We start from the raw sequence: 21,703 nt of genomic DNA on the forward strand, positions 1-21,703 counted from the left end.
TGTCCTCGCCGCATGACCCCCGTGATCGCCCGGCTCGACGCCGCCCGTCCGGCCGCCTGGTGGGATTCCCTCGCTCCCGCCGTCGAGGACGGCTCCCTCGCCCTGTGGGTCTCCCGCACCGGTGAGGGCCGCCTCGACGGCACCGTCAGCTGGTACCGCGAGTCCCAGCCCAACGGCCGCCACCGCGCCGAGCTGCGCAAGCTCATGGTGCATCCCGAGGCGCGCGGCCGCGGCACCGCCCGCGCCCTCCTCACCGAGGCCGAACAGGCGGCCGCCCGGCCGCACCCCACCACCCTCTTCTACAAGCACCCTGACCTGCCGAGGTGACCTCGCCCGCCGCGCCGCGTTAGACCCCGTAGCGCGGACCACCGAGCGAGGGAGACCGCATGAACGCCACACCCGCCTCCGCAGGAATCACCCGCCGCACGGCCCTTCGTACGGCCTTCACCGCGGCGGTGCTCGCCGGCACCGCCGCCGCGCTGGCCCCCGTACTGCGCGCCCGCCGCCCCCGGCAGACCCTGACCCCGGCCCCCCTCGCCGAGGAGACGTACCGCGGCCGGCACATCGCCGTCGACCTCGCCGGGGTCCGCATCGACGGCCGCCCCCTGCACGTCATGCGCCGCGCAGACGGCAGCTACCTGAGCGGGATCAACCACTTCCAGTCCTTCGGGACCCCGCTCGAACTCGCCCGCGCCGCCGTCGACGAACTCGGCACCACCCAGCTGGCGTTCGCGGCCCCGCACCACGGCTGAGGAGCCCCGCATGTACACCCGGCAGAACCAGAAGAATCTGACCAGCGCCCAGAAGAGGCGGTTCACGGCGGCCGTGCTGGAGCTCAAGCGCGCCGGCTCGTACGACGACCTGGTGCGCACGCACGACAAGTACTTCGTGCCCGACCGGGACAGCAAGCTCCGCGTCGGGCACATGTCCCCGTCCTTCTTCCCCTGGCACCGGCGCTACCTGCTCCAGTTCGAGCGGCTGCTCCAGGCCGTCGACCCGGGAGTCTCGGTCCCGTACTGGGACTGGACCGCGGACAACAGCCCGGTCTCCTCCCTCTGGGCCGAGGACTTCCTCGGCGGCACCGGCCGTGAGAGCGACCGCCGGGTGATGACCGGCCCCTTCGCCTACGGGAAGGGCAACTGGGAGATCACGGTGGGCATCACGGAGGCCCGCTTCCTCACCCGCAACCTCGGCCGGCCGCAGAACCCGATCGCCCTGCCCACCGCGGCCGAGCTCCAGTGGGCGCTCGACGACCCGAAGTACGACACCTCGCCCTGGGACTCCACGGCGCAGGGCGGCGGGTTCCGCAACAAGCTGGAGGGCTGGGCCGCGCCGAAGAGCGAGCGCTGGCGCAACCACAACAAGGTCCACCAGTGGATCGGCGGCCACATGACGGGCGGCACGGCCCCCAACGACCCGGCGTTCTGGCTGCACCACGCCTTCGTGGACCTGCTCTGGGACCGCTGGCAGCTGAGGCACCCCGGCTCCGGTTACCTGCCCGCCGCCCCGCTCGAACCGGGCGACATCCAGCGCGGCCGGGTGATCGCCCTCGACGAGCCGATGCCGCCGTGGGACCTCACCCCGCGCGACATGCTCAGCCACCAGGGCCTCTACCGCTACGAATGACCGGGTACGAATGACCGCTACGAATGACTCGTACGCGTGACCCGTACGAGTGCACCCTCGCCCGGACGCGAGAAGGGCCCCCGCCGCACGGCGGGGGCCCTCGGTCCTCGATCCGGCCGTCAGCCGCCGTAGCCCTCGGTGTGGTGCTCGGCGCCACCCGACGCGTTGACGCAGGTGTTGCCGAACGCGGGGTTCAGCAGGGCGATCACGTTGACGGTGTTGCCGCAGACGTTGACCGGGACGTGCACCGGAACCTGGACCAGGTTGCCCGAGAGGACACCGGGGGAGCCGACCGCCGCACCGTGCGCTCCGGCATCGGCGACGGCCAGACCGGCACCGGCGGCCAGGGCGCTACCGGCAACAGCGGTGACGGCGACTGCCTTCGCGATACGCGACATCAAGATCTCCTCGTGAGACGTGTGGTGCCACAGGGGTCTGTGGCATTTGACATGGCGTACAACGCGGCGGGGGCCCTGCGGTCACGGCCGCTGGGCCTTAGTGGTGAAGGAAAATCGCACGGAGGCGAAGTACGGCGCGATCTGGCCCGCGGCGCCCGGCTCCAGCACCGCCGCCGGGCGGCCCGCGCAGCCCGGCTCCCGGTAGAAGGTCGCCGTCCCGCGGGTCGAGTTGGTGACGGCCCGGGATCCGCCGCCCTTCGCCGCCACGCAGCCCTGCGGGGTGGTCAGCCCATGGATCTTGTCGTCCAGGCCCACGTACTGGAAGTCGGGCCCGGCCGCGGCCCGCGCCGGGCCCGCGGCCACGGCCACGAGCAGGAGCACGGGCAGGAGCGCGGGCGCGAGCGGGGGGACCGGCCCGGCCGCCCGGACGAAGCCGCGGACGCCGGGGTGGATACGCATGGATCGCATGCCCGGCCCAACCCGGCCCGCCCCGTGCCGGGTCACGCCTTGTCACCCCTCGCAGGCCTGTGCGACCGTGCCCGGAGGCGGAACACCGGAATCAGTGATGCAGTGGTGCAGCGACCCAACGGGGTCACGGAGGTGGACGATGAGCACAGCGGGCGGCAGCGGCCGGCCCCGGGTCAGGACCGGGTACGGCGTCGTCGAGGGCCGGACCGGCCCGGGTGGGACCGCCTCCTTCCGGGGCATCCCGTACGCCGCCCCGCCCGTCGGGGCGCTGCGTTTCGCCGCCCCCGCGCCGCCGGCCGCCTGGGACGGCGTACGCGACGCCGGCGCCTTCGGGCCCACCGCGCCCAAGGTGCCCTACCCGCCGAAGTTCGCCGTCCTGCTGCCCGACCCGGAGGTCCCCGGGGACGACTGCCTGAACCTCAACGTGTGGACCCCGGAGCCGGCCCCCGGGGCCCGGCTGCCCGTCATGGTGTGGCTGCACGGCGGGGCGCTGACCCGCGGCTCCTCGGCCGTCCCCGTCTACGACGGCTCCGCCTTCGCCCGCGACGGGGTGGTGCTCGTCTCGGTCAACTACCGGCTGGGCGTCCTCGGCTACGGGCTCTTCCCCGACGCCCCCGCCAACCGCGGGCTGCTCGACCAGATCGCCGCCCTGACCTGGGTCCGGGAGAACATCGAGGCCTTCGGCGGGGACCCCGACCGCGTCACCGTATTCGGGGAGTCCGCCGGAGCCATCAGCGTCGGGGCCCTGCTCGGCGCCCCGCGCGCCGCCGGGCTCTTCGCGCAGGCCGCCCTGCAGAGCGGCGCCCCCGAGGTGCTGCCCCGCGAGAAGGTGCGCGCCATGGTCCGGCGGATGGCCTCCCTGCTCAAGGTGCCCGCGACCGCCGGGGCCTTCGCCGCGACCGCCCTGCCCGACCTGCTCGCCGCCCAGGGCGCCGTGCTGCGCCGCTCCAGCCCGCTCACCGGAGGCCCCGCCTTCGGCCTGGTCGCCGACCCGGACACGCTCCCGGCCGACCCGCTGGAGGCCGCGACGGCGGCGGACGTACCGCTGCTGATGGGCTGGACCACCGAGGAGTACCGGCTCTGGCTCGCCCCCACCGGCGCCCTGCCGCTCATGGACCGGATCGGTCCGCTCACCCTGGCCCTGGCCCGCGCCCGCAGCGGGAAGGACCGGGCCGCCGTACGGGCGCTGCGCGCCGCACTGCCCGGGGCGGGCCCGGCCGAGCTCGCGGGGCAGCTGCTCACCGACCGGCTGCTGCGCGATCCGCTGCGCCGCCTCGCCGGGGCGCGGAGGTCTGCTTCCAGCTTCCTGTACGAGTTCGGCTGGCCCTCCGGCGTACCGGGCCTCGGCGCCTGCCACGCCCTGGAGCTGGGCTTCGTGTTCGACACCCTCGACGTGCCGGAGGCCTCGTGGCTGGCCGGGCGGGACGCCCCGCAGGAGCTGGCCGACCGGATGCACGCGGCCTGGGTGCGCTTCGCCGTGACCGGGGACCCGGGCTGGGCGGCCTGGGACGGCGACGGCCCGCCGATGGTGTTCGGCGGGCCGCGGCGCGAGGAGTCGTCCGTACCGGTGGTTACACCGGCGGTTACTCCACCGGTCCTTCCATGACCTTGCTGATGAACTGGATCGGGCCCTCGCCCATGTTCGGGACGTAGGTCTTGGCGTTGTGCTGGCCGCCGGGGATGACCCTCAGGCTGGTGTGGATCGGCCCCTTGCCGTACGTCGCGACGAACTTCTGCACATCGGGCAGCGTCTTCTTGTTGTTCTCGTTGTCGCCGACCTGGAAGGCGAGATAGACCTCCGGCGCGCCCTTCTTTTCGAGCATGGCCTTCGCCAGGAGCTCCGGGTTGTTCTCGGCCTTCTCCTTGTCGTGGCCCTTCCACAGCGAGGAGTCGGGCACGATGTCCGGGCCGGAGCAGATCGCGGCCTTGAACTTCTCCGGGTACTTGAGCACGGCCTTCAGGCTCGCGAAGCCGCCGGTGGAGGAGCCCATGTAGGCCCAGCCGTCACGGGACTTGATGGTGCGGAAGTTCTCCTTCATCAGGTCCGGGACGTCCTCGGTCAGCCAGGTGCCCATCTTCGGCTGGTCGGGGATGTCGGAGCCGTCCCAGTAGATGCCCTTGTCGTCCGGGCCCGGGTTCAGCACCGGCATGGCGAGGATGAACGGCTTGCTCTTGCCCTCGGCGTACCACTTGCTGATGCTGGTCTGGAGCCCCAGGTCGGTGCCCATCCAGTAGTTGTTCGGGTAGCCGGCGCCGCCGGGCAGGGCGATCATGACCGGGAAGCCGCTCTTGGCGAACTTCGGGTCGTTGTACTCCTTGGGAGCCCAGACCCATACCTTGCCCTTGAAGCCGGACTTCTTGCCGTCCAGCGTGGTCACGGCCACGTGCGTACCGTCGCCCAGGGTCATCGAGTTCTTGAACTCGGCCTTCGGGCCGGTGGGCATCAGGGCCTTCGAGTTGGCCGCCTGCTTGGCCGCGCCGCCCGTGCCGCCCGTCTGGCCGCCCGCGGCCGGCTGGCCGAAGGAGACGTCCTTGCCCTTGTCGGTGAACGGGGGTATCTCGAAGTGGTACATCACTCCGGCCGCGATGCCCGCGAGGGCGAGTACGGAGACACCCGCGATCAGCCAGCGCCTGCCCCGGCGCGGCCGGCGCTGCTCGTACTGGGGCTCCTCCGGCTCGTTGTACGGAGGCTGCGGCGGCCCGTACGGGGGCTCGGGCTGGTACTGGGGTTCGTACTGCTGTGTGTACGAAGCGCCGTAGGGCTGCTGCTGGTACTGCCCTTCCGACCGGTACGGCTGGTGCTGTCCGTCGGGTGAGTACGACATGTGCGGTTGCTCTCCGGCTGGTGCTGCCCCGTCGGGGGATGGTCTCTTCCCCGTCTGGGGGTGGTCTCTTCTGTTCGAAGGATGAGCCTACGTGCTGCCCGGTTCCCCTTTTTCCCAGCTCTTGGGTTGCCGTAGGCCAGTGCGTTGCCGAACACCGGCAGGGCCACGGGAGTTCCCGGTCCGTTAGCCGACTGTCCCTGGCCCATGCACATGCCCGTGGGTATGGTGCGTGCGCGCCGCCACCCGACCCCCACCTGCCCGGAGGTATTTCCCGTGTTTGGCATGACCTCGTCACGGTCCGCCCGTAAGACCGCCCTTGCCACCGCCTTCGGCCTCACCGCCGCCGGCGCGGCCCTCTGGGCCGGCCTCGGCGCCGCCCAGCCCGCGCACGCGGCCGGCCTGCCGGCCCCCGACCACGTCGTCGTCGTGGTCTTCGAGAACCACGCCTACAACCAGGTCATCGGCAGCTCCAGCGCCCCCTACATCAACTCCCTCAAGAGCGGGGGCGCCAACCTCACGCAGTCGTTCGGCATCACCCACCCCAGCCAGCCCAACTACCTCCAGCTGTTCTCGGGCTCCAACCAGGGCGTCACCGGCGACAGCTGCTACACGCCCGGCTTCAGCTCCGCGCCCAACCTGGCCTCCGAACTCATCGCCGCGGGCAAGAGCTGGGCCAGCTACAACGAGACCCTTCCCAGCCAGGGCTCCACCACGTGCAGCAGCGGCAACTACGCCCGCAAGCACAACCCCTGGTTCGCCTTCTCCAACGTGCCCACCAGCACCGCGAAGACCATGACCCAGTTCCCGACGGACTACACCACCCTGCCCAAGGTGTCCTTCGTCGTCCCGAACCTGTGCAGCGACATGCACGACTGCTCCGTCGGCACCGGCGACACCTGGCTCAAGAACAACCTCAAGGCCTACGCGGACTGGGCCAAGACCCACAACAGCCTGCTCGTCGTCACCTTCGACGAGGACAACCGGCTCGCAGGCAACAAGATCCCCACCGTGCTCTACGGCCAGCCCGTCACCCCCGGCAGCACGTCGTCCACCACCTACAACCACTACGACGTGCTGCGCACCCTGGAAAGCCTGGCCGGCCTGACCACCCACGCCGGGAACGCGGCCGGCGCGAAGGACATCACGGGGATCTGGGCTTCCTGACCATGTACGTTGCGGACAGCCGCGGTACCCCCGCGCCCGCCGTGACCCCCGAGCCGCAGGCCGCCGCCCCGGGCAACCGCCCGGGGCGGCGCGCCGCGCTCGCCCCCACGGTCCTCGCCCTCGGCACGGTCAGCCTGATCACCGACGTCTCCTCCGAGATGGTCACGGCCGTGCTCCCGCTCTACCTCGTCGCAGGCCTCGGCCTGTCCCCGCTCGGCTTCGGGCTGCTCGACGGGATCTACAACGGCATCAGCGCCCTGGTCCGGCTCACCGGGGGCCACCTCGGCGACCGCCTCGGCCGCCACAAGGCCCTCGCCGGCCTCGGCTACGGCCTCTCGGCCCTGTGCAAGCCGCTGCTCCTGCTCGCGCACACCCTCCCCGCCATCGGCGCGGTGCTCGCCCTCGACCGCACCGGCAAGGGCCTGCGCACCGCCCCGCGCGACGCGCTGATCTCCCTGGCCGCCGCCCCCGAGGACCGCGGCCGGGCCTTCGGGGTCCACCGGGCCATGGACACCGCGGGCGCCCTGATCGGGCCGCTCCTCGCCTTCCTGATCCTGCGCGGCGCCGCCGACGGCTACGACGCCGTGTTCACCGTCAGCGCCTGCGTCGCCGCCCTCGGTGTGCTGGTGCTCGTCCTGTTCGTCCCCGGCCGGCGCACCGAGCCGTCGCCCGGCGCCGAGCCCGTCTCGCTGCGCGCCGCCTTCGGGCTGCTGGGCCGCCGCGACCTGCGCCGGATCAGCCTGTGCGCCCTGCTGCTCGGGCTGTGCACCGTCAGCGACGCCTTCGTCTTCCTGCTGCTCCAGCGCGCCACCGGGATCGCCGACCGCTGGTTCGCGCTGCTGCCGCTGGGCACCGCCGCCGCGTTCTTCCTCCTCGCGCTGCCGCTCGGCCGGCTCGCCGACCGGATCGGCCGCTGGCCCGTCTTCCTCGGCGGCCACCTCGCGCTGCTCCTCGCGTACGGGCTGCTGCTGGCGGGCGGGCAGCAGCCCGCCCTGCCGTACGCCGTGCTCCTGCTGCACGGCGGGTTCTACGCGGCCACCGACGGCGTCCTGATGGCCGCGGCCGCCGGAGCCGTGCCCGAGGAGCACCGCGGTGGCGGCCTCGCCCTCGTCCAGACCGGCCAGGCCCTCGCCCGCTTCGCCGCCTCGCTGGGCTTCGGCGCCGCCTGGACCGTCTGGGGCCCCCGCCCGGCCCTCGCGGTCGCGACCGTACTGCTGGCCGCGGCGGCCGCCACGTGCGCCTGGTTGCGCCCGGCGGACGCGATGGCCGCGGAGTCGGCGGCCGAGTCGGCTGCCGAGGCGCGGGCCGACTGAGCCCGCTCGGCCGCCTCCGACGTTCCCCACACATCCCCGAAAGGCCCCCATGACCCTCCAACGCCGGATCCTGATCCTCGTCTCCGCCGTCGTGCTGCTCGCTGCCGTGGGGGTGCTCGCCGTCGTACGGGCCTCCTCGCGGGCCGACGAGAAGAACCAGACCCAGGCCGGCGGGCCGCAGATCACCCGGGGCGAGGTGTCCCTGGCCCCGGACGGGGGCAAGCGGCGGATCGTGTTCCGGAACATGGCGTGGGGCCCGCACCGCGACGAGCTCGCCACCGTCCCCGCCGACGCGCCCCGGGGCCCCCGTACCGCCTCCGGAGTGAGCTGCCTGCGCTTCTACGCGGCGGCCGGCACCGGGATCTGCCTCCAGGCCGACAAGGGCGGGGTCCAGGAGAGCTACCGGGCCGTCGTCCTCGACGCGCACCTCAAGGAGGTCTCCGCGCACCCGCTGGCCGGCATCCCCACCCGCGCCCGGGTCTCGCCCGGCGGCCACCTCGTCGCCTGGACGGTCTTCGTCGGCGGGGACTCGTACGCCGGGACGAACTTCTCCACCCGGACCTCGCTGCTCGACCTGCGCACCGGCAGGCTCGACGCCTCGCTGGAGGACTTCGAGATCCGCAAGGACGGCAAGGCGTACCGCAACGCCGACGTCAACTTCTGGGGTGTGACCTTCGCCGCCGACGAGCGGACCTTCTACGCGACGCTCGCCACCGGCGGCCAGACCTACCTGGTCCGCGGCGACCTCGCCGAACGCACGGTGACCACGCTGCGCGAGAACCTGGAATGCCCGTCGCTGTCACCCGACGGGACCCGGCTGGTGTTCAAGAAGCGGGTGCCCGGCCTGTCACCGGACGCCCCGTGGCGGCTGTACGTGCTGGACCTGGCCTCGATGCAGGAGACCCCGCTCGCCGAGGAGCGCAGCGTGGACGACCAGGTGGTGTGGACGGACGACAGGACGGTCGTCTACTCCCTGCCCGGCGACTTCGGCGCCGACCTGTACGCCCTGCCGGCCGACGGCAGCGGCGCTCCGGCCCCGCTGATGGCATCGGCCCTCGCCCCGGCCTTCCTCGGCTGACGCCGGGAGGAAGGGCCGGGGGAGGGGACCGGGGCAAGGACCGGCGGGACCGCTGGGCCGAATGCAGGACCGTTACGCCGGTACCAGCGTCTTGCGGCGCCGCTTGCGCTGGGCCCCGGCCGACAGCTTCAGCTCGATGATCGACCGTACGGCCGGCCACTCCTCGTCGAGGATCGAGTAGAAGGCGGTACTGCGCACGGCGCCGTCGAGACCCCGCGAATGGGCCCGGCGGACCCCCTCGCAGGTGAACCCGAGCCGCTCCATCGCGGCCCGCGAGCGCACGTTGCGGGCGTCGGCGCGCAGCGAGATGCGGCGCACGCCCCAGGTCTCGAAGGCATGGCGGAGCATGAGCAGCTTCGCCTCCGTGTTGATGCCCGTCCCCTGGGCGCCCGGGGACAGCCAGGTATTGCCGATCTCGGCGGCATCGGGGACCGCCGTCGCCGGATCACCGAACGGGACGCCCGGCACGGCGGGCCACACCAGTGGTCCCTGCCAGTAGTCGAGTTCCAGGAACCGGGTCGAACCGACGACCCGGCCGTCGGTGGCTCTGACCACCGCGAAGGGGAGCGATCGACCCGCCGCCTGATCTGCGAGGGCGCGGTCGATGTACTCGTGGGACGCCTGCACCCCATGGGGTACGGGGGTGAAGGCGTAAGTCGTACGATCCTCGGCCCCGGCCATGGCCAAGGCCTCGGTGTGGTGGGGGGCGAGGGGCTCGAGCCGCACGCTGCGGCCGGCGAGGAGTACGGGTACGGGCACGGAGCCTTCGGTCCTTCTGGGCGGTGGGGTGGTTGCACAGTGTGCGCTCCTGACGTCGCCCCCCGCGCAAAACACGGGTGAAAGGCAACGGGCTGTCAGGTGAACGCGAGTGGCTCAATGTAGCCCCTAAATGTGCTCTCATGAACCCCCAAATTGGCAACGCCGCGGCCATGTTTTTCGATGACTTTGGTCCCCGCTCCGGAGCCCCCGTAATCCTGATCCGCGGACATCCGTTCCGGCGCGCCGCACGGGTCCCTCGGACGGCCGCCCAGACGGCGTCCGATCGGCGTACAAACACCCTCTGACCTGCACGGATGTCATGAGTCGCGGGCGGGTCCCAGGGCGGCCCCGACCGCGTGCGCGGCGAATGATCCCAGGGCTCCGCCCGGGCCGCAATGCCATCGAACATGCGGCCGTCGGTGATGTGTCCGGCGTCGCACTCGGAGCAGAGGTCGGGGGCGGCCCGGCGGCGACGCGGGAGGCGGTCGAGGGGCCCGGTCGAGGAGCCCGGTCGAGGGGTGTGGCGACCGGCCTCTGATCGAACAGGTGATCGAGTATGTGGCGGAGGGTCACGCCGGAGACGTCAACCACGGCACCGTCACCGAACCCTGCCCGCTCATCCCGATCGGCCTCCCCTTCGCCGCGCTCGACCTGGCGCCCCGGGCCGCGAACGCGACGAGGTCGGCGCGGCCGGCGCCCGATCCCGCCTTCCGCCCCCTACCGTCCCTCCAACGCGCCGTTCCCGCGCGGACCTTCGGGAGCCCGCGCAGACCTTCACAGACCGCCACAGACCTTCCAGGAAAGACGAGAGACCCCACACCATGTCCCGATCCCGCATCACCTTCATCGAGGGCCAGGCCGGCCAGGGCGCCGCCCTCGCCCGGATCGCCGCCCGCGTCCGCACCCGGCTCACCTTCCCGGAGTACGGGGCCCTGCGCACCGCCCGGCGCCCCCTGTTCACCGGCATCGGCGCCTCCTACGCCGCCCTCGCCGTCCCCGTGCAGCAGCTGCGCGCGGCCGGGGTCGTCGCCCAGCGCGTGCTGTCCTGCGAGATCGAGACCGGCACCGCCGGCTTCGACACAGACTGCCTGATCGCCGTCTCCCAGGGCGGCCGCAGCTCCGAGACCATCGCCGCCTTACGGTGCGCCGCCCCCGGCATCACCAAGACCGCGCTGCTCAACGTCGTACCGTCGCCGCTCGGCGCACTCGCCGACCTGACCGTGGACCTCGGCAACGAGCCCGACTCGTACGCCTCGACCATCGGCTACACCGGGACGGTCGTCGCGCTCGACCTGGTCGCGGGGGTCATCGCGGGCCGCGAGCAGGACCCGTGGGGCGACATCGCGGAGCAGACCGCCGCGGTCCACCGGCAGGCCGCCGAGGTGGTCGCGGGCCTGCGCGAGCGCGGCGCCCGCTGCATCGCCTCCGACGCGGTGGCGGCCGGCGCCTCGCGGGCCTCGGCCGAGGAGGGCGCGCTGCTGCTGCGCGAGGTGGTCCGGATGGCCGCGGCCGCCTCCGCGACCCGCAACTACCTGCACGGGGGGATGGAGTCGGCCGGCAACACCCTGCACCTCGTCCTCGGCGACGGCCGCGAGATCGATCTGGCCCGCTCACTGGCCGCCGCCGGGCACCTCACGCTGCTGCTGACGACGGCCGAGGTCGCCCCCTCGGACAGCTCGGACAGCTCGGACAGCCTGTCGGTGATCCGCCTCCCCGCAGTCCCGGACGCCGTCCGCGTGGTGCTGGAGGCGGTGGTGCTCCAGGAGCTGGTCGCCCAGCTCAGCGCCGAACGCGGTGTACCGATCGAGTCGTTCGTCTTCGCCAACGAAGACACCAAGCAGGGCGGCCTCGACCTGTCCGACTTCCAGGTGGTCGCTTACGCCCCGGCAGGCGATGCCGCAAGGCCTCCGGCCCCCTGATTTCGCCATGGTCGGACCTTAGGGGTGCTGTGGGGAATGCCCGGTCTGCGACGCTGGTTGCCCCGTGACAAGATCGAAGACCAGGGGAGCCCGGCATGACCGAGACCGTCACCCGCATCGAGTACACCCTGCCCGTGAACGACCCCGTGGTCGAGGACCAGGTCCAGCTGAGCCGTGATGACCTGTGGACGGGTCTGGTGGCCAAGGCCGCCGACCCGCGCCCCTACGTACCGGCGATCACCGAGTGCACGGTCCTGTCGGAGAACCCGCAGGGCCTGGTCCGGGAGATAGCCCGGGCCGGGGACCGCTTCCGCGAGGTCGTGGTCTTCGACATCGGCCACCGCGTGAGCTTCCGCCGCTCGGACGAGAAGGAGGTCTGGACCATCGACAACGTCATCGACGAGGACCCGTCCGGCGCCCTCACCCTGACGTTCAGCGGCGAGTTCGAGCGCGAGTTCGCCGCCTCCAGGCTCACCGCGATGCGCACGTCCATGGCCGAGACGGCCGCCCGTACCCTCGCCGTGATCCGCGAGTCCGCCGCCGCCTGAGACCGCCCGAGACCACCTGAGATCATCCGCACATGGACTTGGTACTGAGCCGGCTCGCCGCCGTCGGACCCTTCTTCACCGTCCCGTACGGGAAGGAACCGCCCGGGGACGGCTTCCGGCCGCTGAGCGAGCTGTACGGGCCCCGGCTGGAGCCTTACGTCGCCGAGGTCGGGCGGCGGATCGGCAGCGGGCCGGGGCGCGTCGCGGCCTCGACGGTCCAGTTCGGGATCGCCTCGCGGCTGTGGTCGATCGGGCTCGGCTGCGCCGCGCTGGGCGGGCGGGTGCCGGACCTGGGGGCCGACCGGGTGTGGTGGCGGCTGCCCGGGGCGGGCTCGCTGGAACTGTGGCTGCCCGAGCCCGGCCGGGGGGACCTGCCGGTCGAGTCGCTCGGGGAGACCGTGCTCGGGAACCTCGCGGCCCTGGACGCGCGGCTGCGCGAGCGGTACGGGGTCTCGCCCAAGGTGCTGCGCGGCAACGCCGCGTCGGGGCTGGTCGGAGCGCTCCGGGTGCTGATCGACCGGGTCCCGGGCGGCCCGGCGGTGTCCCTCGCCGCGGAGCTGCTGGCCGAGGGCGGCACGCTCGGCGGAACCGGCACCTTCATCCACGAGGAAGGGCTCGGGGTGGCGTTCGTACGCCGCAGCTGCTGCCTCTACTACCAGGTCCCCGGCGGCGGCCTCTGCGGGGACTGCGTACTGCGCACCAGGTGACCCGGCCGCGCCGTCCGGGGCGGGCATCCTGAAAATGACGGAGGCCACCGGGGCGCAGTTGCACTGCTCCCCGATGGCCCCGCAACAGCGCCGGGACGTCAGCGCTTCAGATCACCGGCGCTCAGAACGTGAGGTTCCAGGCGTCGATCTTGCCGGTGTCCGAGTTGGCGTTGTCGTTCACGCGGAGCTTCCAGAGACCGCCCGCGACCTCGGAGGAGGCGTTCACGGTGAAGCTCTGGACGATGTTGTCCGCACTGCCGCCGGCCCGGTTGCTCAGGGTGTAGACGGTGCCGTCCGGAGCCACCAGGTCGACCTTGAGGTCACCGATGTAGGTGTGCTTGATGTCCACGCCCACCTTGAGGGTGGCCGGAGCGTTGCCGGTCACCCCGCTGACGGTGATCGGGCTTTCCACGGTCGCGTTGTCGTTGATCGCGAAGTCGCCGAGGTTCTCGAAGTACTTCCCGGGGGGCGGGGTGGAGCCGACCGCCTTCAGGGCGTCGACCTGGCCCTCGCCGAAGAACGAGTTGTTGGCCGCGGTACCGGTGCAGCGGCTGTCCGAGGGGCAGGCGATGTCGTTGGCCTGGGTGGCCAGCTTGTCGCGCAGCTGCGCCGGGGTGATGCCCGGGTTGGTGCTGGCGAGCAGCGCCGCGACGCCCACCACGTGCGGGGTGGCCATCGACGTACCGCTCTTGGTGCCGTACTTGCCGCCCGGCACGGTGGAGTAGACGTCGCTGCCCGGGGCCGCGACGTCGATGACGCCGGAGCCGAAGTTGGAGAACGAGGCCTTCGAGGTGCCGGTGCCGTTCGCCGCGACGGTGACCACGCCCGGGAGCTCGGTCGGGATGTCGAGGCAGGCGTTGGTGATGGTGCGGGTGACCGGCGTCGAGTCGTTCGGGCTCGCGGTGTCGGTCGTCTTGTGGGCGAGGTCGTAGTTCTCGTTGCCCGCCGCGGCGATCTGCAGCGAGCCCTTGCCCTCCGCGTACTCCTGGGCGCGCTTGACGCCCTCGATGATCGCGGCCTGGTCGATGTTGTCCGGGCAGTTGAACTGCCACGGGTCCGTGTAGTAGCTGTTGTTGGTGACCTTGAAGCCGTGGTCACCGGCCCACACGAAGCCGCAGATGGTGTTCTCGGCGAAGAAGAACGAGTTGCCCGGCTCGGCGACGCGGACCGCGGAGATCTTCACTCCCGGGGCCACGCCGACGACGCCCTTGCCGTTCTTGGCGGCCGCGATGGTGCCCGCGACGTGCGTGCCGTGGCTGTCCACGTCCCGCCAGGCGCCCGTGCGGGTGTCCGGCTTGCCGTACGCGCAGGAGACGGAGTCGGCCGCGTTGAAGTTCGGCGCCAGGTCCTGGTGCTGGTCGTCCACACCGGTGTCCAGGATGCCGACCTTGACGGAGGAGGAGCCGGTGGTGACGGCCCAGGCCTGGTCCGCCTTGATCTGGCTCATGTCGGCGCGGACGGGCTCGCCGGCCGGGGTCGTCGACTGGGCCGGGTTGGCGGGCAGCGCCGGGTTGTAGGCGTCGGCCGGGACGTCCGAGGTACGGGTGGCGCCGACCTGCTGGACCCCGCTGACCCCGCGCATCGTCGCGGCGAAGCCGGCGGAGGCGGAGTGGGCGACGATCACGCCGATGGAGTCGAAGTTGGAGAAGACGGTGCCGCCGTTGGCGGCGACGGCGGCGCGCACCGCCGAGCTGTCACCGGGGGCGGTGATCACGAGGTAGGCACGGGTGCCGGCAACCCAGGTCGCACTCTGGGAGGTCGGCGCCGCGGCGGCCTTGCCCGCTGCCTTGGCGGGGGCGGAGGGGACGGTCTGGCCGGAAGGGGATACCGGGGCGGTGCCGGCGAGCGCGGCGGGGGCCCCGAAGGCGAGTGCGGCGCCGAGGGTGGCGGCCAGCACGAGTGTGCGTCGAGGTCGGCTGGATATGTGGGGTATCAATGCGTCCTCCGAAGACGGCCTGGAGGTGCTCATGACACCTACCGGGCCGTACGAAACGAGTGGTGGACGCAAGATGTCAGACGCGTGCCCCGGTATGGAAGTACCTTTTACCGCACGACACTTAACGGCCCCGTGGCCGAAAATCGACCACGGGGCCGCGTGAGGGCGGTGTGAAGGGGCTGTGAGGGCCGACCGGCCCGGGCACCGTGGGGGCGAGCCCGGCCCGGCCGGCCCGTGACGGGCGCTCCGGTCAGACCGGTACGCCGTCCTTGGCGCCGGCCGACGACGGGGCGGGCACGGTGGGGAGTTCCGCGCCGTGGGCGTCGTCGATCAGCGTGGTCTCGTCGAACTCCAGGCGTCCCGCGAGGACTTCGGTGGCCCGCTCGCGGTCGAACTCCTTGGTCCAGGTGCCGATGAGCACTGTCGCCACCGCGTTGCCCGCGAAGTTCGTCAGCGCCCGGGCTTCGCTCATGAACCGGTCGATGCCCACGATCAGCCCGACGCCGTCGACGAGTTCCGGCCGGTGCGACTGCAGTCCGCCGGCCAGTGTCGCGAGTCCCGCGCCCGTCACGCCCGCCGCACCCTTCGAGGCCACGATCATGAACAGCAGCAGCGAGATCTGCTCGCCGAGGGCGAGCGGGTTGCCCGTCGCCTCCGCGATGAACAGCGAGGACATCGTCAGGTAGATCGCGGTCCCGTCCAGGTTGAACGAGTAGCCCGTCGGCACCGTGATGCCGACCACCGGCTTCGAGACGCCCAGGTGCTCCATCTTCGCGATCAGCCGGGGCAGTGCCGACTCCGAGGAGGAGGTGGAGAGGATCAGCAGGAACTCGCGGCCCAGGTAGCGCAGCAGCGAGAACACGTTGAGCCCGGTGCAGACCCGCAGCAGGGTGCCGAGCACCACGAACACGAACAGCAGGCAGGTCGTGTAGAAGCCGATCATGATGACGGCGAGTGACTTCAGCGCGTCCATCCCGGTCGCGCCGACCACCGCCGCGATCGCGCCGAACGCGCCCACCGGCGCCGCCCACATGATCATCGCCAGTACCCGGAAGACCAGCTTCTGCACGTGCCCGATCCCGCGCAGCAGCGGCTCGCCCGCCGTGCCCATGGCCTGGAGCGCGAACCCGCACAGCAGCGCCACGAGCAGCGTTTGGAGCACCTGCCCGCCGGTGAAGGCGGAGACCAGGGTGGTCGGGATGATCCCGAGCAGGAACTCGGGCGTGCTCTGCGCCCCGCCCGCCTTGGCCTGCGCCTCACCGGCGTGCTTGACGGCCTCGGTCAGGTGCAGTCCGCTGCCCGGCTCCAGCAGGTTCCCGACGAGGAGTCCGATCGCCAGTGCCACCGTGGACATGATCATGAAGTAGCCGAGGGCGAGGCCGCCCACGGCGCCGACCTTCGCGGCCTTGCGCACCGACCCGATGCCCAGCACGATCGTGCAGAAGATCACGGGCGAGATCATCATCTTGATGAGGTTCACGAAGCCGGTGCCCAGCGGCTTGAGCTCCACGGCCGTGCCGGGTGCGGCGAAGCCGACGGCGATGCCGAGGAGCACCGCGGCGATCACCGCGATGTACAGGTAATGGGTCTTGTCGCGTCTGCCGGCCACGGCTCGCCTCCTGGTGGTGAATACGTCCCGGGAGGACCATCGCCCGAGGCTGTGACCCCGGTCACCCTTGCGTTCATTGAGTTCACGGCCCGGTGCACACTGAGCGTCATGTTCCGTTTCCCTCGACCGCCGCGCAGCCTCGCCGGCCAGCTCTTCGCCATGCAGGTGCTGCTGGTCGCCGTGGTCGTGGCCGGCTGCGCGGTCTTCGCGTACGCCACCGCCCGCGGGCAGGCCGAGGAGGCCGCCCGGCGCCAGGCGGGGGCCGTGGCCCGCGCGGTCGCCGACTCCCCGTCCGTACGCGAGGCCGTACGCGGGGCCGCGGCCGGCGGCGACCCCTCGGCCGCGCTCCAGCCCTACGCCGAGCGGGTCCGAGTGGACTCCGGGGTGGACTTCGTGACGATCATGGCCTCGGACGGGCGGCGCTGGACCCACCCCGACCCCCACCGCATCGGCGAGCCCTTCATGGGCAACACCGCCCCCGCGCTGCGCGGCGAGACCTTCAGCGAGACCTACACCGGCACCCTCGGTCCCTCCATCCGCGTGGTCACCCCGGTCATGGACGACGGCCGGGTGATCGGCATGGTCAGCGCGGGCATCACCGTCCGCGCGATCAGCGCCCGGCTCGCCGAGCAGCTCACCGCCCTCGCCTGGGTCGCGGCCGGCGCCCTCGCCCTCGGCGGAGCCGGCACGTACGTCGTCAACGCCCGGCTGCGCCGGCACACCCACGGGATGAACGCGGCCGAGCTCAGCCGGATGTACGACTACCACCAGGCGGCCCTCCACGGGGTCCGCGAGGGCCTGCTCATGCTCGACGGCCAGCGCCGGATCACCCTCATCAACGACGCCGGACGCGAACTGCTCGGCCTGCGCGGGGAGGTCCGGGGCACCGGCGCCGCAGATCTCGGACTGCCCGCCCCGCTCACCGGCGCCCTGCTCGCCGACCGGCCCCGCGTGGACGAGGTGCACCTGACCGCGGACCGGGTGCTCGTCCTCAACAGCTCGCCCGTCGCGGGCGGCGGCCGCCGCGGCACCGTGGTCACCCTCCGCGACCACACCGAACTCCAGTCGCTGACCGGCGAGCTGGATCAGGAACGCGGATTCACCGAGGCGCTGCGCTCCCAGGCCCACGAGGCCGCCAACCGGCTGCACACCGTGGTCTCCCTCATCGAACTCGGCCGCGCGGAGGCGGCGGTGGAATTCGCCACCTCCGAACTGGAGCTGGCCCAGGCCCTCACCGACGAGGTCGTCACCGGCGTCGGAGAGCCCGTCCTGGTGGCCCTGCTGCTCGGCAAGGCCGCCCAGGCGCACGAGCGCGGAGTCGAACTGGTCGTCACCCCCGACAGCCGAGCCGTCGACGGCCGCACCGGAACCCTGCCGGCCCGGGACCTCGTCACCGTGCTGGGCAACCTCCTCGACAACGCCGTGGACGCCCTCACCGGCGTCCCCGGGGCCCGGATCGCCGTCACCGTACGGCCCGACGGGGACGGACTGCTGCTCCGCGTCGCCGACAACGGCCCCGGGCTGCCCGCGGGCGCCGGCGCCGATGTGTTCCTGCGCGGCTGGTCGGGCAAGGGAGAGGGGCGCGGCCTCGGCCTCGCCCTGGTCCGGCAGGTGGCCCACCGGCACGGCGGCAGCGCGGTGGCCGCCGAAGGGCCGGGCGGGGGAGCCGAGTTCACCGTACGACTGCCCATGCGAAGGGAGCCGACAGCATGAGCGACGAAGCCCGCGCAGCCCGCGAGCCTCGCGAGACCCCCGGGGCGCCCGACGTGCGGGTGCTGGTGGTCGAGGACGACCCCGTCGCCGCCGACGCGCACGCCCTGTACGTCGGCCGGGTGCCCGGCTTCACCGCCGTCGGCGCCGTCCACTCGCTCGCCGGGGCCACCCGCGTCCTGGAGCGGACCCGGGTCGACCTGCTGCTGCTCGACCTCACCCTGCCCGACGGGCACGGGCTGCGCTTCGCCCGCCGGCTGCGGGCCTCCGGGCATCCCGTGGACGTGATCGTCGTGACCTCGGCGCGGGACCTGGCCGTGGTGCGCGAGAGCGTCTCGCTCGGCGTGGTCCAGTACGTACTGAAGCCGTTCGCCTTCCCGACGCTGCGCGAACGGCTGCTGCGCTACGCCGAGTTCCGCGCCACCGCGGGGGAGGCCGCCGGCCAGGACGACGTGGACCGGGCGCTCGCCGCCCTGCGCGCCCCGGGCCCCGCCGAGCTCCCGAAAGGGCTGAGCGCGCCGACCCTGGACCGGGTCGGCGCGCTGCTGCGGGCGGCGACCGAGGGGCTGACCGCCGCGGGGGCGGCCGAGGCGGCCGGGATCTCGCGGATCACGGCCCGCCGCTACCTGGAGCACCTGGTGGACACGGGGCGGGCGGACCGCACCCCCCGCTACGGGCAGGTCGGCCGCCCCGAACTGCACTACCGCTGGCTGGCGGCGGCCGGGACCGGTTCCGTGTCGAAGGTGTAGAACTTCCGGTGGTCCAGCAGGTCGGCCGGGGCCACGTCGTTCCACGGCCGCATGGTGTCGTGCAGGTCGACGACGTTCGCGGTGCCGGCGGCCGGCAGGTACGTGGACTGCGGGTGGCGGGCCTGCCACTCGGCCCACAGCTTGTCGATGTATGCGTGGTGCATCCAGAACACCGGGTCGTTGGGGGAGACCCCGGTGGCCATCTGGCCGCCGACCCAGACGTGTACCCGGTTGTGCAGGTTGGCGCCGCGCCAGCCCTCCAGGTGGTTGCGGAAGCCGTTCGAGGAGCTGTTCCAGGGGGCCATGTCGTACACCGGCATGGCGAGGACGGCCTCCACCTCGGCCTTGGTCGGCAGTTCGGCCACGCCCTCGCCCAGCGCGCGGCGCAGGTAGGCGCGCCCGTCCACCCGTACGTTCACGTTGAACTTCCCGGTGGCGTACGCGAACGGCCCGTCCATGACCTGCCCGTCGCGAGCCCGGCCGGTGCCGCCGAGGAAGTCGGCGGCCCAGAGGGAGGAGCGGGAGGTGCGGTCCGCGGTCCAGTCCCAGTACGGGAGCGAAACCTTCGGATCCACTTTCTGCAGCGCGGCCTCGAACTCCAGCAGGAAGCGGCGGTGCCAGGGCAGGAAGGAGGGGGAGCGGTGGCCCACCCGGTCGCCCGAGTCGGTGTCGCTCATGATGAACCCGTTGTGGGTGGTCACGAAGCGGTCGTACGAGCCGGTGCGCTTGAGTTCGAGCAGCGCGTTGGTGAAGGCGCGCTTCTCCTCGGGGGTGAGGGCGGCCTGGTTCTTGCGGACGGTCATGCCGTGCCTCCCATGGGCGCGAAGGGGACGAGGACGGCGCCCTGGAGCTCGCGCACGGCGGCGCGGGCGAGCGAGGTCGGATCGGCGAAGGTCTCGTAGTGGTTGACCACGCTGATCCAGGTGCCGTCGGCGTTGCGCATGACGTGCAGTTCGCGTCCGTCTATCCGGACGGTGGGCAGGCCGTCGTGGCCGCCGCCGTGATGGCCACCGTGGTGGCCGCCCCCGGCCGAGCCCGGGGTGATCTGGATACGGCGGCCCTGGTACACCTCGTCGACCGTGCCGGTGGGTATGGAGGCGCGGGAGTCGGCGGCGGCTGCGTGCGCGGTGGCGCCGGCTATGCCGAGGGCGGAGAGTGCGCCGGCTGCGGTGCCCAAGGCCTGCCGGCGGGTGATCTTGTTCATGGGCCGAAGAACTATCAGGACGGCAGGGGCCGTTGACCGGTATCCGGACATCGGTGGATAAGTTGCCCGTAGAACCAGTTGGTCGATCTTCCCGTCCGAACCGGCTCCAGCGGCCCGGACGGGAAGATCTTCGTATAAAAGTGTACTGGACGGTAAGTTATCCGGTCGCGCGGCGCCTCTATGGAGGAGGTCACGCCGCGGAGTCGGCCGGAAGCTCTCGGTGGCGCGTCCGAATTCTCCGCTAGAGCGTCTAAAGCAATATTTGTTAGGATCAGTCACTTATAGTCCGGATATGGCTCTTCATGAGACGAAAGACGCGAACGCCGTCGACGCCGACACGGACGTGTTCGCGTCCGCGCTGAGCGGCGAGGTCCTCCCGAAGTACCGGATGCCCGAGGACCACTCGCCCACCGAGGTGGTCTACGAGCTGCTCAGCAACGAGCTCCTCCTCGACGGCAACGCGGCACAGAACCTGGCCACGTTCTGCACCACCTGGTCGGACGACGGCGTGCACCGCCTGATGAACCTGTGCCTCGACAAGAACATGATCGACAAGGACGAGTACCCGCAGACGGCCGAGATCGAGGCCCGCTGCATCAACATCCTGGCCGACCTGTGGAACGCACCGTCCGGAGTCCGCGCCACCGGCTGCTCCACCACCGGATCCAGCGAGGCCGCCATGCTCGGCGGCCTCGCCCTCAAATGGCGCTGGCGCACCCGCCGCCAGGCCCAGGGCCTCCCCGTCGACCGGCCCAACCTGGTGTGCGGGCCGGTCCAGATCTGCTGGGAGAAGTTCGCCCGCTACTTCGACGTCGAGCTGCGCCAGGTCCCGCTCGAAGCGGACGCCACCGGGCTGCGCCCCCACCAGCTCGCCGAGTACGTCGACGAGAACACCATCGGCGTCGTCGCCATCCTCGGCGTCACCTACACCTGCGACTACGAGCCCGTCGCCGAGATCGCGGCCGAACTCGACCGGATCCAGGCAGAGCACGGCTGGGACGTCCCGATCCACGTGGACGGGGCCAGCGGCGGCTTCGTCGCCCCCTTCCTCCACCCCGCCGTGGTGTGGGACTTCCGGCTGCCGCGCGTCGCCTCGGTCAACGCCTCCGGGCACAAGTACGGGCTCGCTCCCCTCGGCGTCGGCTGGATCGTGTGGCGCACCGGCGACCTGCTGCCCCCGGAGCTCGTCTTCGACGTGGACTACCTCGGCGGGGACATGCCGACCTTCGCCCTCAACTTCTCCCGCCCCGGCGGCGAGGTCATCGCCCAGTACTACCTGTTCCTGCGGCTCGGCCGCGGCGGCTACCGGCGCGTCCAGCAGGCCTGCGCCGACACCGCGCAGTACCTGGCCGGGGAGATCGCCAGGATGGGCCCCTTCACCATCCTGTACGACGGCACCGGCGGCCTCCCCGCCGTCTCCTACCGGCTCACCGACCAGGCCGCGGCCGGCTTCAGCCTGTACGACCTCTCCGACCGGCTGCGCATGCGCGGCTGGCAGGTGCCCTCGTACCCGCTGCCGGCCGACCGCGACGACACCGTCATCCAGCGCGTGCTGATCCGGCACGGCGTGACCCGCGACCAGATCGCCCTGCTCGTCACGGACCTGCGCAACGCGGTGGACCACCTCACCGCCACACCCCCGCCGGTCCCGGCGACCGAGCCCCGCTCGGGATTCCACCACTAGCGGGCG

At 72.2% G+C, this 21,703-nt stretch carries 21 protein-coding genes; 13 read left to right on the top strand and 8 right to left on the bottom strand.

The features are described from left to right. Nucleotides 1-12: 12 nt before the first annotated feature. Genes OG509_RS34715 through OG509_RS34725 form a run of 3 tightly spaced genes read left to right on the top strand, consistent with a single transcriptional unit; the run spans nucleotide 13 to nucleotide 1,626 of the window. Nucleotides 13-327 (top strand): GNAT family N-acetyltransferase, encoded by a 315-nt coding sequence (locus OG509_RS34715; protein WP_406186534.1) that lies wholly within the window; start codon nucleotides 13-15, stop codon nucleotides 325-327. Between the two features lie 59 nt (nucleotides 328-386). Next, a complete protein-coding gene (locus OG509_RS34720; RefSeq protein ID WP_385589727.1) occupies nucleotides 387-752 on the top strand; it encodes a tyrosinase family oxidase copper chaperone in 366 nt (121 codons plus the stop codon). 10 nt (nucleotides 753-762) lie between these two features. After that, a complete protein-coding gene (locus OG509_RS34725) occupies nucleotides 763-1,626 on the top strand; it encodes a tyrosinase family protein (RefSeq protein WP_406186535.1) in 864 nt (287 codons plus the stop codon). Nucleotides 1,627-1,745: 119 nt separating this feature from the next. Here the strand turns inward: OG509_RS34725 and OG509_RS34730 are convergent, their stop codons facing one another. Together OG509_RS34730 and OG509_RS34735 are read right to left on the bottom strand one after the other, a co-directional pair. Beyond that, entirely contained in the window at nucleotides 1,746-2,024 is a 279-nt protein-coding gene (locus OG509_RS34730; RefSeq protein ID WP_406186536.1) for a chaplin, read from the bottom strand. 81 nt (nucleotides 2,025-2,105) lie between these two features. Next, on the bottom strand, nucleotides 2,106-2,483 hold the full coding sequence (locus tag OG509_RS34735) for a hypothetical protein (RefSeq protein ID WP_406186537.1): 378 nt from the start codon (nucleotides 2,481-2,483) through the stop codon (nucleotides 2,106-2,108). A 148-nt stretch (nucleotides 2,484-2,631) separates the two neighbouring features. Here OG509_RS34735 and OG509_RS34740 point away from each other — a divergent pair, with 148 nt between their 5' ends. Then, nucleotides 2,632-4,098, top strand: a complete 1,467-nt coding sequence (locus OG509_RS34740) for a carboxylesterase/lipase family protein (RefSeq protein ID WP_406186538.1) — start codon at nucleotides 2,632-2,634, stop codon at nucleotides 4,096-4,098. On the opposite strand, the gene OG509_RS34745 is transcribed toward OG509_RS34740, so the two are convergent. Further along, nucleotides 4,076-5,317 carry an alpha/beta hydrolase gene (locus tag OG509_RS34745; RefSeq protein ID WP_406186539.1) on the bottom strand — a complete coding sequence of 414 codons (1,242 nt, stop codon included), beginning with the start codon at nucleotides 5,315-5,317 and terminating at the stop codon, nucleotides 4,076-4,078. The two genes, OG509_RS34740 and OG509_RS34745, sit on opposite strands and share 23 nt — an antisense overlap. Before the next feature lie 282 nt (nucleotides 5,318-5,599). Between OG509_RS34745 and OG509_RS34750 the strand changes: the two genes are divergently transcribed. The 3 genes from OG509_RS34750 to OG509_RS34760 are packed head-to-tail and all read left to right on the top strand — an operon-like array spanning nucleotide 5,600 to nucleotide 8,872. Further along, a complete protein-coding gene (locus tag OG509_RS34750; RefSeq protein ID WP_406186540.1) occupies nucleotides 5,600-6,481 on the top strand; it encodes an alkaline phosphatase family protein in 882 nt (293 codons plus the stop codon). A 2-nt stretch (nucleotides 6,482-6,483) separates the two neighbouring features. Continuing rightward, entirely contained in the window at nucleotides 6,484-7,794 is a 1,311-nt protein-coding gene (locus OG509_RS34755; protein WP_406186541.1) for an MFS transporter, read from the top strand. Between the two features lie 49 nt (nucleotides 7,795-7,843). Beyond that, on the top strand, nucleotides 7,844-8,872 hold the full coding sequence (locus tag OG509_RS34760; RefSeq protein ID WP_406186542.1) for a TolB family protein: 1,029 nt from the start codon (nucleotides 7,844-7,846) through the stop codon (nucleotides 8,870-8,872). A 72-nt stretch (nucleotides 8,873-8,944) separates the two neighbouring features. On the opposite strand, the gene OG509_RS34765 is transcribed toward OG509_RS34760, so the two are convergent. Then, nucleotides 8,945-9,631, bottom strand: a complete 687-nt coding sequence (locus tag OG509_RS34765) for a GNAT family N-acetyltransferase (RefSeq protein ID WP_406186543.1) — start codon at nucleotides 9,629-9,631, stop codon at nucleotides 8,945-8,947. Between the two features lie 821 nt (nucleotides 9,632-10,452). On the opposite strand from OG509_RS34765, the gene OG509_RS34770 reads away from it, so the two are divergent. The 3 genes from OG509_RS34770 (at nucleotide 10,453) to OG509_RS34780 (ending at nucleotide 12,805) form a co-directional block, all read left to right on the top strand. Further along, nucleotides 10,453-11,550 carry an SIS domain-containing protein gene (locus OG509_RS34770; RefSeq protein ID WP_406186544.1) on the top strand — a complete coding sequence of 366 codons (1,098 nt, stop codon included), beginning with the start codon at nucleotides 10,453-10,455 and terminating at the stop codon, nucleotides 11,548-11,550. Between the two features lie 95 nt (nucleotides 11,551-11,645). Further along, nucleotides 11,646-12,098, top strand: a complete 453-nt coding sequence (locus OG509_RS34775; protein ID WP_406186545.1) for an SRPBCC family protein — start codon at nucleotides 11,646-11,648, stop codon at nucleotides 12,096-12,098. Nucleotides 12,099-12,130: 32 nt separating this feature from the next. After that, nucleotides 12,131-12,805: a (2Fe-2S)-binding protein gene (locus OG509_RS34780; protein ID WP_406186546.1), complete on the top strand. Its 675-nt coding sequence runs from the start codon at nucleotides 12,131-12,133 to the stop codon at nucleotides 12,803-12,805. 121 nt (nucleotides 12,806-12,926) lie between these two features. On the opposite strand, the gene OG509_RS34785 is transcribed toward OG509_RS34780, so the two are convergent. Then, complete coding sequence (locus OG509_RS34785; RefSeq protein WP_406186547.1) at nucleotides 12,927-14,702, bottom strand: S8 family peptidase; 1,776 nt, start codon at nucleotides 14,700-14,702, stop codon at nucleotides 12,927-12,929. Nucleotides 14,703-14,991: 289 nt separating this feature from the next. Next, the gene (locus OG509_RS34790) at nucleotides 14,992-16,350 is read right to left on the bottom strand and encodes a cation:dicarboxylate symporter family transporter (protein WP_406186548.1); all 1,359 of its coding nucleotides are present in this window, start codon (nucleotides 16,348-16,350) and stop codon (nucleotides 14,992-14,994) included. Between the two features lie 108 nt (nucleotides 16,351-16,458). Between OG509_RS34790 and OG509_RS34795 the strand changes: the two genes are divergently transcribed. Further along, nucleotides 16,459-18,063, top strand: coding sequence for an ATP-binding protein (locus OG509_RS34795; protein ID WP_406186549.1), 1,605 nt, complete (start codon nucleotides 16,459-16,461; stop codon nucleotides 18,061-18,063). Continuing rightward, the gene (locus tag OG509_RS34800; protein WP_406186550.1) at nucleotides 18,060-18,809 is read left to right on the top strand and encodes a response regulator; all 750 of its coding nucleotides are present in this window, start codon (nucleotides 18,060-18,062) and stop codon (nucleotides 18,807-18,809) included. The genes OG509_RS34795 and OG509_RS34800 overlap by 4 nt, the downstream gene beginning before the upstream one ends. On the opposite strand, the gene OG509_RS34805 is transcribed toward OG509_RS34800, so the two are convergent. Both OG509_RS34805 and OG509_RS34810 read right to left on the bottom strand, forming a co-directional pair. Further along, on the bottom strand, nucleotides 18,761-19,612 hold the full coding sequence (locus OG509_RS34805) for a tyrosinase family protein (RefSeq protein ID WP_406186551.1): 852 nt from the start codon (nucleotides 19,610-19,612) through the stop codon (nucleotides 18,761-18,763). The two genes, OG509_RS34800 and OG509_RS34805, sit on opposite strands and share 49 nt — an antisense overlap. Then, the gene (locus OG509_RS34810) at nucleotides 19,609-20,013 is read right to left on the bottom strand and encodes a tyrosinase family oxidase copper chaperone (protein WP_406186552.1); all 405 of its coding nucleotides are present in this window, start codon (nucleotides 20,011-20,013) and stop codon (nucleotides 19,609-19,611) included. Before OG509_RS34810 ends, OG509_RS34805 begins: the two co-directional genes overlap by 4 nt. A 292-nt stretch (nucleotides 20,014-20,305) precedes the next feature. Between OG509_RS34810 and OG509_RS34815 the strand changes: the two genes are divergently transcribed. After that, the gene (locus OG509_RS34815; RefSeq protein ID WP_406186553.1) at nucleotides 20,306-21,697 is read left to right on the top strand and encodes a glutamate decarboxylase; all 1,392 of its coding nucleotides are present in this window, start codon (nucleotides 20,306-20,308) and stop codon (nucleotides 21,695-21,697) included. The last annotated feature ends 6 nt before the right edge of the window (nucleotides 21,698-21,703 follow it).

It is taken from the genome of Streptomyces sp. NBC_01006 (assembly GCF_045162725.1).
In the GTDB taxonomy this organism is placed as follows: Bacteria; Actinomycetota; Actinomycetes; order Streptomycetales; family Streptomycetaceae; genus Streptomyces.

Coding starts and splice junctions, on each gene's coding strand:
- OG509_RS34815 (WP_406186553.1), top strand. CDS start 20,306: ATGGCTCTTCATGAGACGAAAGACGCGAACGCCGTCGACGCCGACACG.
- OG509_RS34715 (WP_406186534.1), top strand. CDS start 13: ATGACCCCCGTGATCGCCCGGCTCGACGCCGCCCGTCCGGCCGCCTGG.
- OG509_RS34750 (WP_406186540.1), top strand. CDS start 5,600: ATGACCTCGTCACGGTCCGCCCGTAAGACCGCCCTTGCCACCGCCTTC.
- OG509_RS34725 (WP_406186535.1), top strand. CDS start 763: ATGTACACCCGGCAGAACCAGAAGAATCTGACCAGCGCCCAGAAGAGG.
- OG509_RS34810 (WP_406186552.1), bottom strand. CDS start 20,013: ATGAACAAGATCACCCGCCGGCAGGCCTTGGGCACCGCAGCCGGCGCA.
- OG509_RS34760 (WP_406186542.1), top strand. CDS start 7,844: ATGACCCTCCAACGCCGGATCCTGATCCTCGTCTCCGCCGTCGTGCTG.
- OG509_RS34730 (WP_406186536.1), bottom strand. CDS start 2,024: ATGTCGCGTATCGCGAAGGCAGTCGCCGTCACCGCTGTTGCCGGTAGC.
- OG509_RS34780 (WP_406186546.1), top strand. CDS start 12,131: ATGGACTTGGTACTGAGCCGGCTCGCCGCCGTCGGACCCTTCTTCACC.
- OG509_RS34800 (WP_406186550.1), top strand. CDS start 18,060: ATGAGCGACGAAGCCCGCGCAGCCCGCGAGCCTCGCGAGACCCCCGGG.
- OG509_RS34745 (WP_406186539.1), bottom strand. CDS start 5,317: ATGTCGTACTCACCCGACGGACAGCACCAGCCGTACCGGTCGGAAGGG.
- OG509_RS34735 (WP_406186537.1), bottom strand. CDS start 2,483: ATGCGTATCCACCCCGGCGTCCGCGGCTTCGTCCGGGCGGCCGGGCCG.
- OG509_RS34795 (WP_406186549.1), top strand. CDS start 16,459: ATGTTCCGTTTCCCTCGACCGCCGCGCAGCCTCGCCGGCCAGCTCTTC.
- OG509_RS34775 (WP_406186545.1), top strand. CDS start 11,646: ATGACCGAGACCGTCACCCGCATCGAGTACACCCTGCCCGTGAACGAC.
- OG509_RS34720 (WP_385589727.1), top strand. CDS start 387: ATGAACGCCACACCCGCCTCCGCAGGAATCACCCGCCGCACGGCCCTT.
- OG509_RS34805 (WP_406186551.1), bottom strand. CDS start 19,612: ATGACCGTCCGCAAGAACCAGGCCGCCCTCACCCCCGAGGAGAAGCGC.
- OG509_RS34755 (WP_406186541.1), top strand. CDS start 6,484: ATGTACGTTGCGGACAGCCGCGGTACCCCCGCGCCCGCCGTGACCCCC.
- OG509_RS34770 (WP_406186544.1), top strand. CDS start 10,453: ATGTCCCGATCCCGCATCACCTTCATCGAGGGCCAGGCCGGCCAGGGC.
- OG509_RS34740 (WP_406186538.1), top strand. CDS start 2,632: ATGAGCACAGCGGGCGGCAGCGGCCGGCCCCGGGTCAGGACCGGGTAC.